The sequence below is a fragment of the Methanoculleus frigidifontis genome, assembly GCF_030464345.1.
Classification (GTDB): Archaea; Halobacteriota; Methanomicrobia; order Methanomicrobiales; family Methanoculleaceae; genus Methanoculleus_A; species Methanoculleus_A frigidifontis.
This window is the reverse complement of the sequence record NZ_VCYH01000004.1, coordinates 98,671-114,932: the sequence shown is the minus strand read 5'-3', so window position 1 is coordinate 114,932 and position 16,262 is coordinate 98,671. Positions and strand designations below refer to the sequence as shown.

Annotated in this window: 14 protein-coding genes; 8 read left to right on the top strand and 6 right to left on the bottom strand. The window is 64.5% G+C overall.

The features are described from left to right. Positions 1–55 precede the first annotated feature (55 nt). Complete coding sequence (locus FGU65_RS07085; RefSeq protein ID WP_301663741.1) at positions 56–2,773, top strand: cation-translocating P-type ATPase; 2,718 nt, start codon at positions 56–58, stop codon at positions 2,771–2,773. Between the two features lie 7 nt (positions 2,774–2,780). On the opposite strand, the gene FGU65_RS07080 is transcribed toward FGU65_RS07085, so the two are convergent. Together FGU65_RS07080 and FGU65_RS07075 are read right to left on the bottom strand one after the other, a co-directional pair. Further along, positions 2,781–4,715 (bottom strand): beta-propeller domain-containing protein, encoded by a 1,935-nt coding sequence (locus FGU65_RS07080; RefSeq protein WP_301663740.1) that lies wholly within the window; start codon positions 4,713–4,715, stop codon positions 2,781–2,783. A gap of 95 nt (positions 4,716–4,810) precedes the next feature. Then, positions 4,811–5,734, bottom strand: coding sequence for a calcium/sodium antiporter (locus FGU65_RS07075; RefSeq protein ID WP_301663739.1), 924 nt, complete (start codon positions 5,732–5,734; stop codon positions 4,811–4,813). Positions 5,735–5,913: 179 nt separating this feature from the next. On the opposite strand from FGU65_RS07075, the gene FGU65_RS07070 reads away from it, so the two are divergent. The 4 genes from FGU65_RS07070 (at position 5,914) to FGU65_RS07055 (ending at position 10,013) form a co-directional block, all read left to right on the top strand. Further along, positions 5,914–6,675: a SagB/ThcOx family dehydrogenase gene (locus FGU65_RS07070; RefSeq protein ID WP_301663738.1), complete on the top strand. Its 762-nt coding sequence runs from the start codon at positions 5,914–5,916 to the stop codon at positions 6,673–6,675. A gap of 81 nt (positions 6,676–6,756) precedes the next feature. Beyond that, entirely contained in the window at positions 6,757–7,533 is a 777-nt protein-coding gene (locus tag FGU65_RS07065) for a YkgJ family cysteine cluster protein (protein ID WP_301663737.1), read from the top strand. A 23-nt stretch (positions 7,534–7,556) separates the two neighbouring features. Continuing rightward, on the top strand, positions 7,557–8,135 hold the full coding sequence (locus FGU65_RS07060) for an HdeD family acid-resistance protein (RefSeq protein ID WP_301663736.1): 579 nt from the start codon (positions 7,557–7,559) through the stop codon (positions 8,133–8,135). A gap of 90 nt (positions 8,136–8,225) precedes the next feature. Further along, a complete protein-coding gene (locus FGU65_RS07055; RefSeq protein ID WP_301663735.1) occupies positions 8,226–10,013 on the top strand; it encodes an SLC13 family permease in 1,788 nt (595 codons plus the stop codon). Here the strand turns inward: FGU65_RS07055 and FGU65_RS07050 are convergent. After that, entirely contained in the window at positions 10,010–10,561 is a 552-nt protein-coding gene (locus FGU65_RS07050) for a hypothetical protein (RefSeq protein WP_301663734.1), read from the bottom strand. The genes FGU65_RS07055 and FGU65_RS07050 overlap by 4 nt on opposite strands. 33 nt (positions 10,562–10,594) lie before the next feature. Further along, positions 10,595–11,575: a hypothetical protein gene (locus tag FGU65_RS07045; protein WP_301663733.1), complete on the bottom strand. Its 981-nt coding sequence runs from the start codon at positions 11,573–11,575 to the stop codon at positions 10,595–10,597. A gap of 280 nt (positions 11,576–11,855) precedes the next feature. Between FGU65_RS07045 and FGU65_RS07040 the strand changes: the two genes are divergently transcribed. Continuing rightward, positions 11,856–12,632 (top strand): hypothetical protein, encoded by a 777-nt coding sequence (locus tag FGU65_RS07040; protein ID WP_301663732.1) that lies wholly within the window; start codon positions 11,856–11,858, stop codon positions 12,630–12,632. A 60-nt stretch (positions 12,633–12,692) separates the two neighbouring features. Here FGU65_RS07040 and FGU65_RS07035 read toward each other — a convergent pair whose 3' ends face one another. Continuing rightward, positions 12,693–13,325, bottom strand: coding sequence for a hypothetical protein (locus tag FGU65_RS07035; RefSeq protein ID WP_301663731.1), 633 nt, complete (start codon positions 13,323–13,325; stop codon positions 12,693–12,695). Beyond that, positions 13,322–13,972 (bottom strand): hypothetical protein, encoded by a 651-nt coding sequence (locus FGU65_RS07030; RefSeq protein WP_301663730.1) that lies wholly within the window; start codon positions 13,970–13,972, stop codon positions 13,322–13,324. The genes FGU65_RS07035 and FGU65_RS07030 overlap by 4 nt, the downstream gene beginning before the upstream one ends. 262 nt (positions 13,973–14,234) lie before the next feature. Between FGU65_RS07030 and FGU65_RS07025 the strand changes: the two genes are divergently transcribed. Further along, positions 14,235–15,029, top strand: coding sequence for an acetoacetate decarboxylase family protein (locus tag FGU65_RS07025; protein WP_301663729.1), 795 nt, complete (start codon positions 14,235–14,237; stop codon positions 15,027–15,029). Positions 15,030–15,039: 10 nt separating this feature from the next. Beyond that, positions 15,040–15,876 carry an SDR family NAD(P)-dependent oxidoreductase gene (locus tag FGU65_RS07020; RefSeq protein WP_301663728.1) on the top strand — a complete coding sequence of 279 codons (837 nt, stop codon included), beginning with the start codon at positions 15,040–15,042 and terminating at the stop codon, positions 15,874–15,876. Positions 15,877–16,262 lie beyond the last annotated feature (386 nt).

Genomic DNA, 16,262 nt, shown 5'->3' with positions numbered 1-16,262 from the left:
ATACCGGGAATCTGGACGCCGCAGCGCTTCGCACGCACGCGGCAGGTACACGCCAATGACCGAAGAACCCATGCCCCCGTCCGTCCGGAAGGCAGGCGCCTGGCATGCGATGCCGCCGGAAGAAGCCCTGCGGAATCTCGACTCGTCGCTCGACGGGCTCTCCGAGGGTGAGATCTCCCGGCGGCGCACGACCTACGGGAAGAACATTCTTCCCGCACGCAGACCGCCGGGGCTGCTCCGGATCTTCGCACGCCAGTTCATGAACCCGCTCATCTACATCCTGCTGGTCGCAGGGATCATCTCGATCTTCTTTCAGGAATTTGCGGACGCCTCTTTCATCCTCATTGTCATCCTGGTCAACGCCGCCATCGGTACGTTCCAGGAGGTGAAGGCGGAGCAGAGCGCAGCGGCGCTCCAGGAGATGCTGATGGTCTATGCACGGGTCCGGAGGGCGGGGAGAGAGGTGACGGTGCCGTCCGACGACCTCGTGCCGGGTGATATCGTCCTGCTCGAGTCCGGCAACCGGATTCCCGCCGACATCAGGGTTCTGCGAGCACAGAACCTGGCGGTGGACGAGTCTCTCCTGACCGGGGAGTCGCGTGCGGTCGAGAAATCTGCAGATCCCATGCCGCCCGATGTCCCGGTTGCCGACCGGGTGAGCATGCTCTACGCCGGCAGCACCGTGATGAGCGGCCGCAGCACGGGCGTCGTCGTCGCGATCGGGATCGCTACGGAGATCGGGCATATCGCGGAGACGGCCTCCTCCTCGGAGATGGGCAAACCGCCCCTGGTCATCCGGATGGAGGAGTTTTCGCGGAAGATCAGCATCGCCGTCCTTGCCGCCGCGGGCCTGCTCGCCGCCGTCGTCCTCGCCCAGGGCATGCCGCCGGTCGAGGTCTTCTTCCTCGCGGTGGCACTTGCGGTCGCGGCGATCCCGGAGGGCCTCCCGGTCGCGATGACGGTTGCCCTCTCGATCGCCACGGCACGCATGGCCGGCCGGAATGTCATCGTCCGGTTCCTGGCTGCCGTCGAGAGCCTCGGTAGCTGCACCATGATCGCGAGTGACAAGACGGGGACGCTCACGGTGAACCAGCAGACCGCCCGGGTCGTGATCCTGCCGACCGGGGAGCGGTTTGCGGTCTCCGGCGCCGGCTACGCCGGGGAGGGCGGCATAACCCGGGAGGGCGACGGTGATGGCGATGAGCGGCTGGACCGGCTCGTCCGTGCCTCCGTCATCTGCAACGAGGCCACGCTGCAGCGCGAGGACGGCGGGTGGACCTATCAGGGCGATGCCATCGACGTCGCCTTCCTCGCGCTCGGGTACAAGGCGGGAGTCGATCCCGCGGAGACGCGGCAGAGCGTGGAGAAGGTCGCAGAGATCCCGTTCGAGTCGGAACGGCGGTATGCTGCGGTCTGGTACCGCGAGAACGGGGGCGTCCGGGTCGCGGTCAAGGGTGCGCTGGAGGCGGTCCTCCCCCGCTGTGAGACGATGGCCGACCTCGGCGGGGAGGCCGTTCCGCTCGATCGGGCGCAGGTCGAGGCACAGCTCGAGGTGCTGACCGGCCAGGGGTACCGGGTCATCGCCGTCGCGACGGGTCGGAGCAGGGAGTTTGCGGGAGAGGCGGAGTTGCCGCCCCTGCAGCTCCTCGGGCTCGCCGGGTTCATCGACCCGATCCGCCCCGACGTGCCGGACGCGGTCCGGCACTGCCGCGAGGCCGGCGTGGATGTCGTGATGGTCACCGGCGACCACCCGGCGACCGCCCTTGCGATCGCCCGTGAGCTCGATATCGCGACGAGCGAGGACGAGGTGACGACCGGCGCGGACCTCGACGCGATCAGCCCGCCGACCTACCCCGAGTACGTTGGCCGGGTGGGAAAGACCCGGGTCTTCGCTCGTGTGAGCCCGTTGCAGAAGCTGCATATCGTCGAGGCACTCCGGACGTCCGGCGCCTTCGTCGCCGTGACCGGCGACGGAGTGAACGACGCCCCGGCGCTGCGGAGCGCGAACATCGGGGTCGCGATGGGGTCCGGGACGGACGTGGCGAAGGATACGGCGTCCCTGATCGTCACCGACAACGACTTCTCGTCGATTGTCGCCGGGATCGAGGAGGGGCGTTACGCCTACGACAACGTCCGGAAGGTGACATATCTCCTCGTCTCGGCGGGTTTTGCGGAGGTGCTGCTCTTTCTGCTGGCGCTCCTCGTCGGCCTGCCGCTGCCGCTCCTTGCCGTGCAGCTCCTCTGGCTGAACCTGGTGACGAACGGCATCCAGGGAGCGGCGCTTGCGTTCGAGAAGGGGGAGCCGGGAGCGATGTCCCGCCCGCCGCGCCGCCCCGGTGAGGGGATCTTCGACGAACTGATGGTGAAGGAGACGATCCTCTCGGGGACGGTCATCGGCGTCGTCGCCCTCGGCACCTGGGCATGGCTGCTCGCGAACGGCTGGGAGGAGGGTGCGGCCAGGAACCTCGTCGTCCTCCTCATGGTGCTGCTCGAGAACTTCCACGTCTTCAACTGCCGCTCCGAGACCCGGTCGGTCTTCCGCGTCCCGTTCAGCAACAACTACTTCCTGATCGCCGGGGTCATCGCAGCCCAGGGAGTGCATATCATCGCCCTCTACATCCCCTTCCTCCAGGACGTGCTCGGGTTCGCGCCGGTCAGCCCGGTGGAGTGGGCAACGCTTCTGCTCCTCGCGTCGATCGTGGTCGTCGTGATGGAGATCTACAAGCTCGTCCGGCGACACAGCGGCACGGAGCGGCGGACCGCTCCGGCATGAAAAAAGGTTAGATGTACCAGTACCGCGGGTCCTGCCCGCCGGGGAGCAGGACCTCGCCGATCCGGTCTTTCGGATTATCAAGGCTGCTTGCCACGATCCGCCGCTCCGAGACGGTGTAGACGACGTCGTCCATGTAGAGCGAGCGCCGCACGGCGTCGGGCGCGTTCCAGGAGTAGGGGGCATCTCCCAAGGCATGGGTGACCGTGCCCCGGAGGTCAAAGCCGCGAGCCGGGTCGACGTCGTAGACGTAGGCGCCCTGCCAGGTGTCGAGGGTGTAGGACTGGTATTTGCCTGGGGGATTTTCGGTGCGGCGTATCTCGCTGATGGGAATGACCAGGAGATTTTTGGATTTTGCGAAGAGGAACGCCCGGTGGTCGTTGAGCGCCGCCGAGTCGGTGCCCGCTTCGCCGATCTCGACCGAGTCGATCTGTTTCGGGCTGCTGACGTTGGAGACGTCGAAAAGGGCGATTTTCACGCCGCCGACCGATGCGCCGCCCCACTCGTTCGCCTCCGTTTCCTTCCCGACGCCGATGAGATGGGTATCGTCGTAGGGGTGGAGGTAGTCGGAGTAACCCGGGATCTTCAGCTTGCCGAGGATGCCGGGGTGCTCGGGGTCGGAAAGGTCGATGACGAAGAGCGGGTCGATCTGCTTGAAGGTCACCATGTAGAGGCGGTCGCCGATGAACCGGGTCGCGTAGATCCGCTCGCCGGGAGCGATGTTTGCGATCGTCCCGACCGTCTCCATGTCCCCGTCCAGGACCGAGACGGTGCTGTACTGGTAGGAGCCCTGCGCTGTCCATCCCTGCACGGTCGTCGCCACCCGGAGATAGCCGTCGTACTCGTCGAGGGAGAACTGGTTTAAGAGGATTCCGGGCACCGATCCCATCGCCGCATAGTCAATGGCGCCGTCCTGTATGGCGAACCGGTAGACGGCTGTCTCCTCATGGTGTTCGCCGGCGTCCCGTTCCGCATAGACCGGCGGCGTCGACTTCCGGTAGCCGAGGTAGATGTTCTCCTGCGACGCGTAGAGGGTGCTGCCGTAGCCGAGCAGGAAGGTCTCGGCCGCCGGCGTATCGCCGCTGCGGATATCGAGGGAACTGATGGTGTGGTAGCGGTACTGCTGCTGTGGGATGTCCGGGTAGTAGACGTCCGGGTAGATCGGCGTGGCGTTCCCGGTCCGGACCTCCGGCAGCAGGGGTGTGCCGCCATACCACGGCACGTACTCGCCTGTGATCAGGTAGATCATCCCTCCAATCATCCGGGCATTCTCGTACGATCCGGTGAAGGCGGCGTCCGAGAGCACCTCCGGCTGCGATCGGTCTCTGACCGAGTAGACGGTGACGTGCGTCATCCGGCGGCTGATCGGCACCGGTGCGGCGCTTCCGTCTGGGGTGATCAGCACCTCTTCCTGCCCGGACGTGATGACCGCCAGGCGGTCGCCGGCAAGGAAGAGCTCTTCGGGCTGCCCCTCAATATCGGTCTCGGAGACGATGGTCGCTTTCTCTGCCGGATAGGCATCCACGATCACCAGCGTGTCGCCGGAGATGACGTAGATGTACCTGCCGTCGTTCTTGATGAAGTCCGGCTCGTCAACGCCCGCCACCTGGATGTTGGTGGTGGAGTAGTCGTCCGCGCTCCCGCCCCCGGGTGCCGCCGTCGGCGCCATCGTCGGCATCGGCGCGTCTGTGCTCTCAGCCATCTCCTGCGGGACGGCGCCCGTGGCCACGTCGCTGCCGGTCATATCCCGGTAGCCGGTCGTATTGCCCGTGATCGTCTGTGCATTCTCTTCCAGGTAGATGCGCAGCTCCTCGGCCGAGGAGAACCTCTTCATCTCCCCTACCGTCTCCTGGCCGGATGCCTCCTGCACCATCGCACTTCCGATGATCGCTGCGATCACCAGAATGCCGACGGCGACGACGACACCCTGCATATGTCCCGACATGATCCTCTCACCTCTCCTCTATGAGAGGGGATGGATGTGCAGGAATATCTCTTTTGCGTAAGGTGCGAGTTTTTTCGGAGTAATCGCCGCCCGGCTCAGGCGCTGAAGAGCCAGGCAATGTAGGTGACGTATCCGATCAGCAGCAACAGCGACCAGGGGCGGATGAAACGCCTTGGGGCGAGGATCAGCGGGAGGACGGCCGCCGAGAAGAGGACGACGACGATGACGTCGGTGAATGATCCTACGATGATGGGGCTTGCGATGGCGCTTGCACCGAGGACGAGGAGGAGATTGAAGATATTGCTCCCGAGGATATTGCCGGTCGAGATCGCCCCTTCGTTCCGGACGGCGGCGATCAGCGAAGTGGCGAGTTCGGGGAGCGATGTCCCGAACGCGACCATGCTCATGCCGATGACGAACGCCGGGATGCCGAACGCCTCGGCGATATCGGTCGCCGCCGTGATCACCAGCTGGGAGCCGATGACGACCGCGGCAAGCCCGAGGACGATGAGCAGGGCGTCTTTGCGCCCATGCGTCTCGATCGCTTCGGCGCTCTCCTGCCTCTGCTCCCGCCAGAGGACGATCAGAACGGCCGCGAAGGTCGCGAGCAGGATCGCTCCTGCGACTGCGTCGAAGACGCCGCGTGCGGCGAGGAGCGCGAAGATGGCGGTGGCGACGAGCATCAGCCCGGTGTGCCGGAGGAGGCCGGCGCGTCCCTCCGCTGTCACGGCTATCATATCGGGTTTGATGGCCGTGCAGAGCGCGAGCACCAGCGCGATGTTGGCGATGTTGCTGCCGAGGACGTTGCCGAGGGCGATGGCGCCGTTCCCGCTCGCCGCGGCGTTGACGCTCACCACGAACTCCGGCAGCGATGTTCCGAAGGCGATGATGGTAAACCCGATCACCGCCGGTGAGATGCTGTGGCGGATGGCAAGCCCGCTCCCGCCGGCAACGAAGGCGTCCGCACCTTTGACCAGCAGTGCGAGGCCGATACCGAAGATAATAACTGTGACTATCATGAAAGAATCAGAAAATACGGATGAGTGTGAGTGGGGGTGCATCAAATAGGTTGTGGAATTATCCACTCCCGCAGCGGAGGCGGTGGGAGTGAGCGATTCCGCCCCTGAACGCCCGGGGGGCGCCGCTGTCCCTCACCGAAAGATTTTTCCCGGTGCTCCCTGCTTCTTCCTGTTCAACCATGGCAGACCGCAGGAGTATCGAGGCCGCCCGGGGAGCGGGGCGTGCGTTCATGGAGCAGACGAGGTACGAGCATCTCTCTCCCTCCGATCAGATGCGGGGCCTTCCACCGCCGCCGCTGGAAAAGCCATACACAAAGGGAAGACGGGTCGTCACTCTTCCGTCGTCGTTTCCGTCCGCCGGTGCGGTTGATCTCCGTACGGCCATCGATCGGCGTGAGAGCGTCAGGTCGTACGCCCCCGAGCCGCTGGCGCTCGATGAGGCCGCGTTTCTGCTCTGGTCGACGCAGGGGGTGAAGAAGGCCGTCCGGGACTTCTATACCCTCAGAACCGTCCCCTCTGCAGGTGCCCGGCACGCCCTGGAGACCTACCTGCTGGCGAACCGGGTCGAGGGGCTGGCGCCCGGGCTGTACCGTTATCTGGCGCTCGAGCACCAACTCGTGGAAGAGACGACGGAGATTGGTATCGCTGGCCGGATTGCCGAGGCCTGCGGGAGCCAGCCGCAGATTACGGCGAGCGCCGTATCTTTCATCTGGACGGCCGTCGCTTATCGGATGACCTGGCGCTACGGGGAGCGGGGATACCGCTACCTGCACCTTGACGCCGGCCACGCCTGCCAGAACCTCTACCTCGCCGCCGGGGCAATCGGGTGCGGCACTTGCGCCATCGCGGCGTTCCACGACGGCATGCTCAACGAACTGCTCGGCGTCGACGGGGAGGAGGAGTTCGCACTCTACGTCGCCACAGTGGGAAAGGTGCCGTGACGCCGGCGACCGAAGGAGATAAGTGCCCTCCCCGGCGATCTGTACGAGACTATTCCGCCGTGTATATGGGCGGATCGTCAGGTGATCGGTATCGCAGTCTCCAGAGAAACCAGGGTCGAAGAATTACAGGAAGCCCTCCGGGGCGTCGCCGACTTCCCGGACGAGGAGTTCTCCGCCATCGTCCGGGACCTCGGGTTTGCCTGCGACTGCTGCGGCAGATGCTGCACGAGCGAGTATAACGGCCATGTATTTCTCCTCGACGCCGATGCGGTGCAGATCCGCATGCTCGACCCCGCGGCGCTCGTCCCGGCGCCTGACTTCGACTTCTGCGACCAGAACGGCCGGTTCTACGTCGCCGGGTTCGCTCTCCGCACGAACCCGGACGGCTCCTGCATCTTCCTTACAGGCGGCCGCTGCCGGATATACCCGGGCCGCCCCGCGATCTGCCGGGTCTACCCGTATATGCTCCACCGCGAGCCGGACGAGCGGGGCAGCGTCGATTGGCGGCAGATAAGCGGGCTGAACGAGCACGGCTGCTACCACACCGAGATCGACGATGCGGAATGCCGCCGGATCGTCCGCGAGACGAAGGAGTACGAGACCGCGTTCATCCGGCAGGAGATCGCGTTTCTGGAGCTGGTCGGGACGCATTTTGCCGGGCACGGCCTCCGGCATGTCCGGAGGACTTACGATCTGCAGATGCAGCGGCTCCGACGGGGCGGGGAGGTGGAGGTCTGCGTCTTCTCTGCCGGTTCCTTCGAACCCGTCCGGGTGACGGCTGCCGACTATCCCTTCCTCCGCTCCGCGCCCGGCAAGCCCCCGGGGCATCGTGAGAGGTCTGATCGCGATATGCTTTAATATCCGGCAGCAAAAATCAGAGTATGTCTCAGAATGAAACGGATTCTTCCGCACCTGCCGGCACGTGGTGGCTTGCGGTGCTCAGGGGCGTCATCGCCGTTCTCTTCGGTGTCGCAGCCCTTGCCTGGCCTTTCTCGGTTCTTGAGATTCTGGTCTACTTCTTCGGTTTCCTCATCATCATCGAGTCGGCCGTCTCCCTTGCCATGGGAGCGTCGGGCGAGGCGCTGCCGACGCCGCGCTGGGCCGCCGTTCTCGTCGGCGTTCTCGGGATCATCCTCGGCCTTCTCGCCCTCTTCTCGCCGTTCATCATGGCAGAGGCGTTCGTCTTCCTGATCGCGGCCTGGGCGCTGGTGACGGGTGCAGGCGAGTTCGCCGCGGCGTTCACCGGGGCCGGTGACTGGACGATCCGGGTACTGCTGGTGATCTCCGGGATCCTGGGGGTTATCTTTGCCCTGTTCGTCATCTTCTGGCCACTGCTCGCGGAACTCGTGCTCGTGCAGGTGCTCGGCATCTACGCGGTCGCCATCGGGATCATCGGCGTCTTCCACGGCATCTCGCTGCGGGGGCGCACCGGTGCCGCCGCAGAGCAGCCCGCAGCGTAAGACCCGCCCGTTCTTCCTTTTTCTTCGGCGCGGTACACCGCACCTTTTTTCCGTCCGCCGATCCTATTGCCGGCTGCCACGGTGAACGGAATGGAACTCGAGATCCTCCTTGTCCTGCTGGTGCTCGGTGCGGTGGTCGTTCTCTTTGTCACCGAGGTCTTTCGGGTCGACGTCATCGCCGTCCTGGTTGCGCTTACCCTCGCGTGGCTCGGTCTCATCACGCCGCTCGAGGCGCTCGCCGGGTTTGCCAGCACCGCCGTGATTGCGATGCTCTCGGTGATGGTGCTCGGCCACGGGCTCGACCGGACCGGGGTGACCACCCGGATCAGCCGGTGGATCCTCCGGTTCGGGGGGCGGGGGGAGCGGCGGCTGATCGGTGTGGTTTCGCTGGTTGCAGGTGGCCTTTCCGCCTTCATGCAGAACGTCGGCGCCACGGCGCTTTTCCTCCCGTCGATGATGCGGATCGCACACCTGACGAACGTCCCGCCGTCCCGGCTGCTCATGCCCGTCGGGTTCGCCGCGATCCTCGGTGGGACGATCACGATGGTCGGGGCGAGCACCCTGATCATCCTAAACGATCTCCTCACCCAGGCAGACCTCGCCCCGTTCGACCTCTTTGCCGTCGCCCCGATCGGGGTTTTGCTCCTCCTCTCCGGCATCGCCTACTTCTGGCTCTTCGGTGATCGGGTGCTCCCGGAGAGCCGCGGGCAGGCGGTCACGACCCCACAGGAGGAACTGATCGGCACCTGGAACCCGCCCTGCTGCATCTCGTACGTCCGGGTTCCGGTGTCGAGCCCGCTCGTCGGGAGGACACGCGAAGAGGTGCACCTGATCTCGGCCTATAACCTGCACCTCGTATCCCTGGCGGAAGGGGGCGACATCCTCTATACCCCGTGGCGTTACACGCGGTTCGTTGCCGGGCAGGAGCTCGGCCTCCTCGGCAGTGCCGACGACGTCGAACGGTTCGTCAATGATTACGGCCTGCGGTGGGTTCGCGCAGGGCAGAGCACCGCGAACGTCATGAGCGACCCGAACGTCGGGTTTGCCGAGGTGATCGTCCGCCCGTATTCGTCCCTGGTCGGCAAGACGCTCCGGGACCTGGAGTTCCGGGTGAAGTACGGCGTCGAGGTGCTCATTCTCCTCTCCGGTGCAGAGGAGCAGCGGCAGGACCTCGCCGACCGGCCCCTGCAGGCGGGCGATACCCTGGTGGTGCTGGGGCGGTGGGAGCGGATCCGCTCGCTCGGCACGAACAAGAATTTCGTCCTGGTCACGCCGCCCGAAGGAGTACCCCTCCGCGAATCGAAGGGGGTCCTGGCGGTCGCCTGTTTTGCCGGGGCAATCGCGCTGACATTTGTCGGCATGCCGATTGCGGTGAGCCTGCTTTCGGGCGCCCTTGCGATGGTGCTGCTCCGGGTGATCTCCATCGACGAGGCGTACCGGGCGATCGACTGGCGGACGCTCGTCCTGATCGCCGGCCTGATCCCGCTCGGGATCGCGATGGACGAGACCGGTGCGGCGGCGTACATCGCCGACCTGCTCGTCGCGGCCACGGCAGGGCAGCACCCGCTGGTCGTCCTCACCGCGGTGGCGGTGCTTGCGACGTTCTTCTCCCTCTTTATGTCGAACATCGCCGCCACGGTCGTCCTCGTCCCGCTGGCACTGGCGATGGGCGCAGTCGTGAACCTCGATCCCCGGGGGCTTGCCCTCCTGGTCGGCCTCTGCACCTCGAACTCCTTCCTCCTCCCGACCCACCAGGTCAACGCCCTCCTGATGGGGCCGGGCGGCTACCGGAACCGGGATTACCTCCGGGCCGGCGGGGCGATGACGCTGCTCTTCATTGTCATCGCCGTCGGCCTCGTCTACCTGCTCTATTTCTAAGCGGTCGCAACGCTTCCGAACCGGATCCAGGGGTCTTCGACCCAGAAGCTGATCAGCGTATAGGTGTCGTCGCTGTTCGGGGAGTTCAGCGCCTCGATCAGCGCAGCTGCAGCCTCCGGCGCCTGCAGGCGGGCGAGATCGACCGGGGTGCCGCCGGGAACGCTGATGGTGGTGCCGGAGACGACCGAGACGTCCTGTTCGCCGTCGGTCATCGGGTGCTGGACAACGGCGAAGTAGCGGCCGGGAGCAAACTCCCGCGTCTCCGCTCGTCCGATGACGTAGCGGTACGTGCCGTCCGGCTCCACACCGACGCGGTTTGAGAGCAACCGGTAGTTGGTGCCGAATATCCAGATGTAGACGGCGTCGGGCTGCCCGGCGGCGATGCCCGATATCGTCATCTCGTCGCCGCGTGCGAGGATGGGGGCATTCTCGATAACCGTCCGTTCGGCCCCGGCGGCCGGGTCCTGGAGTGCGCCGGCGCCGGTGATGAGGAGCAGCCCGAGGCACCCGAGGAGGCCTGCAAAAAGGATTACTTTTCGGAGAAGCATGGCGGTTCACCGGGGGTGATGATACCGTCCTGCTTATAGAGGTGGTGCCGCCGGCGATCCGGCCGGAGGTCTTCCCACAGCCAGAACGCTGTCCGTGACCGACCTGTTCAGCACGGTGACCTGCACCGTCGCCCGGTCGATCGCCGCCGGGTCTTTCATCGAATGCATGAAGAACCGGTAGGTGTACGTCGTGGTGCCCGTCCCCGGGGTCCGCTCAACCCAGAGGAGTGCCAGGTCCTCCCCGCCGTAGTCGCGGTACTCGGTGAGGTTCGTGACGTACGACTCCGCCGCCGCCCGGCTTTCGGGGTCGGATGATTGGTTGATCCCGGCCGTGCCGGCAAGCGTGCCCGTCCAGGAAGCGTTCGCTCGCCAGCAGGCGTATTCCGGACTGCCGTGGCTCCGGGTGAGAATCGTGCCGGAGAGGTCGCCGCCGACCGGTTCGTGGAGCACGAAGAGCGCGGCGGTCATGTTCGGTATCGCCGCCGGCGGGGCGGTGCGGCTCAGGGGAACCGTCCGCGGTTTTGCCGTCTGCAGCTCGACGACCGTTCCGCCGTTCCTGAGGTTCTCGATCCGCTCTTCCCCGACCGTGCAGTCGACCTCTGTCGTGATCTCCTGCAGCGTCTCGGAGAGGGCGGCGGTGTCGTAGCCATCAAGGTACGTCCTGACGCCGCTGTGCCAGAGATAGACGGCGTCGTTCGTTCCGACCAGAGCCTCGATCGCCGTGATCTGCAGCGGCGTCCCCCACTGCTGGATGGTCACGATATCGGTTTCTATCGTTCCTGCGAATCGGACGCGGAGTCCGTCGGCCGCGAGGTGGTCGGGAAGATTGAGCGGCAGGTACCGGTCGCCCCCGTCGGTGACGATGCCGTAGAACCCGCCTTCGAGGTCGACGTAGGTGACGGTCCCGTTCGCAGAGACCGGATCGGCATCACCGCTCGAGGCGATGCATCCGGCGGCGATGGCGGCGACGAGCAGGGCAAGCGTTACGGTGAGGATGTGGGGTGTCCGGGTCATGGTATCCGAATGTATCAGGCTGCCTCCATTAAACGCTTCCGCGCGCCGGCGCGGTGCCGGGCAGAACCGCCCGCTCCCGTCTGCCGCCCGCCCCTCTCCGGATCCCGGTGCGGCTGTCGGCCGCTTGTGGTTTTATTCTCCGTCGGATTCTCCTAACCCTGTCTCATCTTCACTTTTTTTCGGGGCAAGGTTTCATGATGATGGCCAGGTTTTTTGTGCAGGAGCTCGAACGGATATATGAACAGCACCGATCGCGGGGCACCACGGTGGGGAATATTCAATGGCAAACGGAGTGACTGCATGCATCGATATGGAGTTCGGGCACGTCTACGGCGCCTGCCGCACGCTGCTCATGCCGGTTGAAGTCGGGGTTGTGCTCTACGATCCCGATTCCGACACCCCCCGCTTCTCCGGCAGAAAATTTGCATACGACATCGATCTCGAACTCTGGCAGAACGTCATCGATGAGTGGGGTGTGACCCGCGGCGTGACTGCTACGGTGGCGAACCTCGGGCGCAGCGAGTATCAGAAACCGTATCTCCGGAAGCACCGGCTCTCCGCCCACCGCCGGCGTGACGCCGAAGCGGTCTGCCGGAGTGCGTTTTCCGATCTCCGCGGCTTTATGGAGGATCTCTTCGACCAGAACCGGGTCGAGACGCTGACGTTCTTTGCCGAGAACATGGAGATGAAAGCCTTCGACCGGGCCGGCGTCCCCGTCGACGCTTTCGGCCGCCTCGACCTGCAGAAGGAGATCCGGCTGGAACTCGGGATGAAAGATCATCTTTCGCTCGACAAGGTGGCGCGTATCATCGGTTTCTCCGCCGAAGGTTCCGGCATCGCCTCGCAGCACTTCCGGTACCGGGTGCCGGGGAGGCTGCGTCACTTCATCAAACCCCACCGCGCTCTCGGCGATGCGGCGCGGATATTCCTCCTCTCCCGTGAACTTGCCGAAGAGGGCCGGATCTTTGCATCGCAGGCGCAGGCGTATCTTGCACAGTACGACCTTCTCCGGGCCGGCCGCCCCGCCGCCCCGCCGGTCGGGCCTGCGGTCACCTGACTGCCCGGAAAGGTATTCGCTCACCCGTCTCCCGCCCGCCTGCCCTCTCCTGCTGCCGGGTCAGTCGGTCTCCGGGTATGACTGCTGTATCTTCAGGAGAATGCCTGCCAGCGCGAAGAGGAGGAGTCCGTTGACCACGACAACACCCGCGATCACCATGCCTGAGACGAGGCCGGGCACGAGCATGGTGATGCCGAAAGCGATCGCCACGACGTTCAGCACCGTCTGGGTGACCAGGAGTCTCTTCAGAACCGGAGGAACCGGTCCGGCAGTGAGGCCTCCGCCGCCCGGCAGCACCGGGAGAAACCGCCCTGCCAGGAGGACGCCACCCCCCACGATGTTCAGGAGGCCGAGGAGTATCCTGAGCAGATCGGTCAGAATGCCCGGCACGATGCAGGAGACGACGCCCAGGGCGGCAAAGACCGTTCCGACCAGGATCAGGAGCCATGAGCGGGTGTACGTGCCCACCGGCGTCTCCCCAAGTGCCATCATCTGGATGGCCATGATGACCATCAGCAGGCCGAGCTGCCCGTCCGGGGAGAAGGGGATCGACCCCATGTTGACCGGGAAGAGGAGTAGTCCGAGGAGCACCAGGAGCGTGGCGACGATGAGGACGATGGCGACCGGGAGGGAGACGGAGGCATCCCTGAAAAATCCCGGACCGCCCTGTGCATGCGTATTCTCCGGCGTCATTCCGGTCCCCCCGCCGGTGGATACATCCTGGTCACGTTCTGGAGGCTCCACGCAAGATAGAAGAAACCGATGCCGTAGAGGATGAGGAGCACCGCTGTCTGCGGGTCGGTCGTGATGCCGGGGAGGAGGGTGACGAGGCCGAGGACGACAGACAGCAGGTACACACCGGCACAGGCGGCCGTCAGGTGCCGCAGGAGCCCCGGCACCTTCAGCCACACCCTCGCCTTTCCCCCGGAGAGGAACAGCTGGAGGAGAAGAGCGGCCCCGCCGCCGGCGAGGAGTACGCCGACAAGGATGCGGACGGGTGCGGTCAGGGACCCGGGAATGAAACAGGCGACCATGCCGACGATCGCCGTGCATATGCCGAGCGCGATGACCGCCCATGAACGGCGGAGGTCGCCGAAGGGCGTCCTGCCCATCGTGACGACCTGGAAGGAGATGATGATGAGGAAGAGCCCGTATGTGCTGTCCGGGGTATAGGGGAGGTCTCCTGTGTGGATCCAGAAGAGAAGGAGGCCGAAGAGGAGCATGAAGACGCCGAAGATGAGGATGATGACGACCTCAAAGGAGAGGTCGGACTCCTTTCGCAGCGTCGGGGAGACGTTTTCTTTCTGCTGAACCTCAACCACCAGGTCCGACCCCGCCATACGATCTCTCCGGAAACAGGCGCATGAATGCTCTCTGTTGACTGAATTGTCTGTTTAGACCTCGACGTATATTTATCTGTTGTGTTTCTGGTCATATCCTGCCAGCAGCGGCACGGGACTCTTTCTTCGCTCCCCGGCCAGAGGTCAGCCGGTTGCATCACTACGGATCTCATAGCGGAAATTTTTGCAATCCGGGGGATAAAACAGGACTGATTCAAAAACTATATCTAAGGCCACAATAATGTTTCGAGAAGGGATAAGCATGTTCAGACCCCAAGACGACTTCACGTACCTGATGCCGGTTCACTTCGGCGGCGGCAGATTCGATCCCGGGACAATCGTCACACAGCGATCGACGGCCCTGACTGTCAGCTACGAAACCGAAAGGGACCTTCTTGAAAATTACATCCCTGAAGGTTTTGAACTCCTGGCTCCTGAGGTGCAGGTGAGTTTCAACAGATTCACCGAGATTGACTGGATGCAGGGCGGGCAGTACAACCTGATCAACGTCTCGGCGCCGGTCAGGTTCCACGGGAAGAAGGACCACCTGGACGGTGCGTACACGCTGGTCGTCTGGGAGAACAAGACCGCCCCCATACTCGGCGGGCGGGAGCAGACAGGCATCCCGAAGATTTATGCGGATATCGAAGACCTGCACATCGTCCGGCCGCACTATGCGACGACGGTCAGCTACGAGGGGAACACCTTCCTCACCCTGGACTTCGAGGCGGCCGGCGAGGTGACCGGGCAGGACCTGGATGCCCTGAAGTCCGGGTTTGCGTCTGTGAATACCATCGGGTGGCGGTATATCCCGAAGGTGGGAGCGCCGGGAGCGGACTTAAGCCAGTTCGTCCTCTACCCGCAGGGTATGGAAGTGGAATCGGCTCAGGCAGGAACAGGCAGCCTCCGGTGGACCGAGCTGACCCCGATGCAGAACCCGGTTCAGTACTACATCATCAACAGCCTCGCCTCCCTCCCGGTGAAGAGTGTGGCGCAGGCGGTGCTGACGGAGGGGCGGGCCGTCCTTCATGCGATGGGCGCGCGGGTTATCGAGTAGGGAGGAACGTATGGTTGATTCAGCGTATTATACAGGCAGGACCGGTATCGTCACCGGAGCGAACTCCGGGATCGGGTATGCGGTGAGCGAGGAACTCCTGAAGAGGGGGGCGGTCGTCTACATGGCAGGACGGAGTCCGGAGAAGATCGCAAAGGCCGCTGCCCGGCTCTCCGCGTACGGCGACCGCGTCCGCACGCTCATTATGGACGTGACGAAACAGGAGCAGGTGCAGAAGGGGATCGAAGGAACGGCGGCGGAAGCGGGCAGGCTGGACTTCTTGTTCAACAACGCCGGGGTGGGCGGCACCATGCCGTTTGAGCAGGCGACCCTTGAGGACTGGAAGACGATCATCGACGCCAATCTCTGGAGCGTCATATACGGCGTCCATGCCGCGGTGCCGATCATGCTCAGGCAGGGCTCGGGCCATATCGTGAACACCAGTTCGATTGCAGGCATTATCCCGCCGCCGTTCCAGGCGCTCTACTCGCTCACGAAATACGGGGTGACCGGCATGACCGAGTGTCTGCGATACGAGTTTGCAGAGAAGGGGCTCCACTTCTCGACCATCTGTCCTGCCAATATCGCGACCCCGATCTTCAACAAGGGGATCGACGGCAGAACCTACGGCGAACTGAAGATCCCGGACGACGCCTATCCTGTCGAGAAAGCGGCGTCGCTGATCCTGGACCGGGTCTCCGAGTGGAAGGGGATCATCATCGTGCCCGAGGACCCGAACACCGATGCCTGGAAGGGGTATGTCCTCGGTGACCGGGCGGTGGAAGAGCGGCTGTACCGGATGGCGCACGACCGCAGGGAGGCGTTCGAGAAGAGCGGGACGTATTTCTGAGATAGGACGTGCCGCTGTTTCGCGCCGGCGTGGATCCGGGGAAGGCGGGACCGCCCGGCATCATCCCGGCGGTCCACAGTGAGCGGTTCCGCTGATACCGTCGGGTCTGTGACGTGCGGCGGGTGCCCCGGCAGGGGGCGGAAGCGATCGTAGTCGCATCATGCATCACCCGGGGTAGCCCGGTCGGGTATCCATGCCCGCACTATGCCGATATGCGGGACGGTATCGCCAGGGCCGTCGGGCCGGATAGCAGAATCATCGAGTACACTCACTAACCCGGAGCCGCGTTTTCCGACCGTACCCTCCTCGCTCGAAAGCACTGCTGCCCATCTCTTTCTCTGCTTCACCGTCCCCGGCGTCCCCGGGGTAACATTTATACGAACACT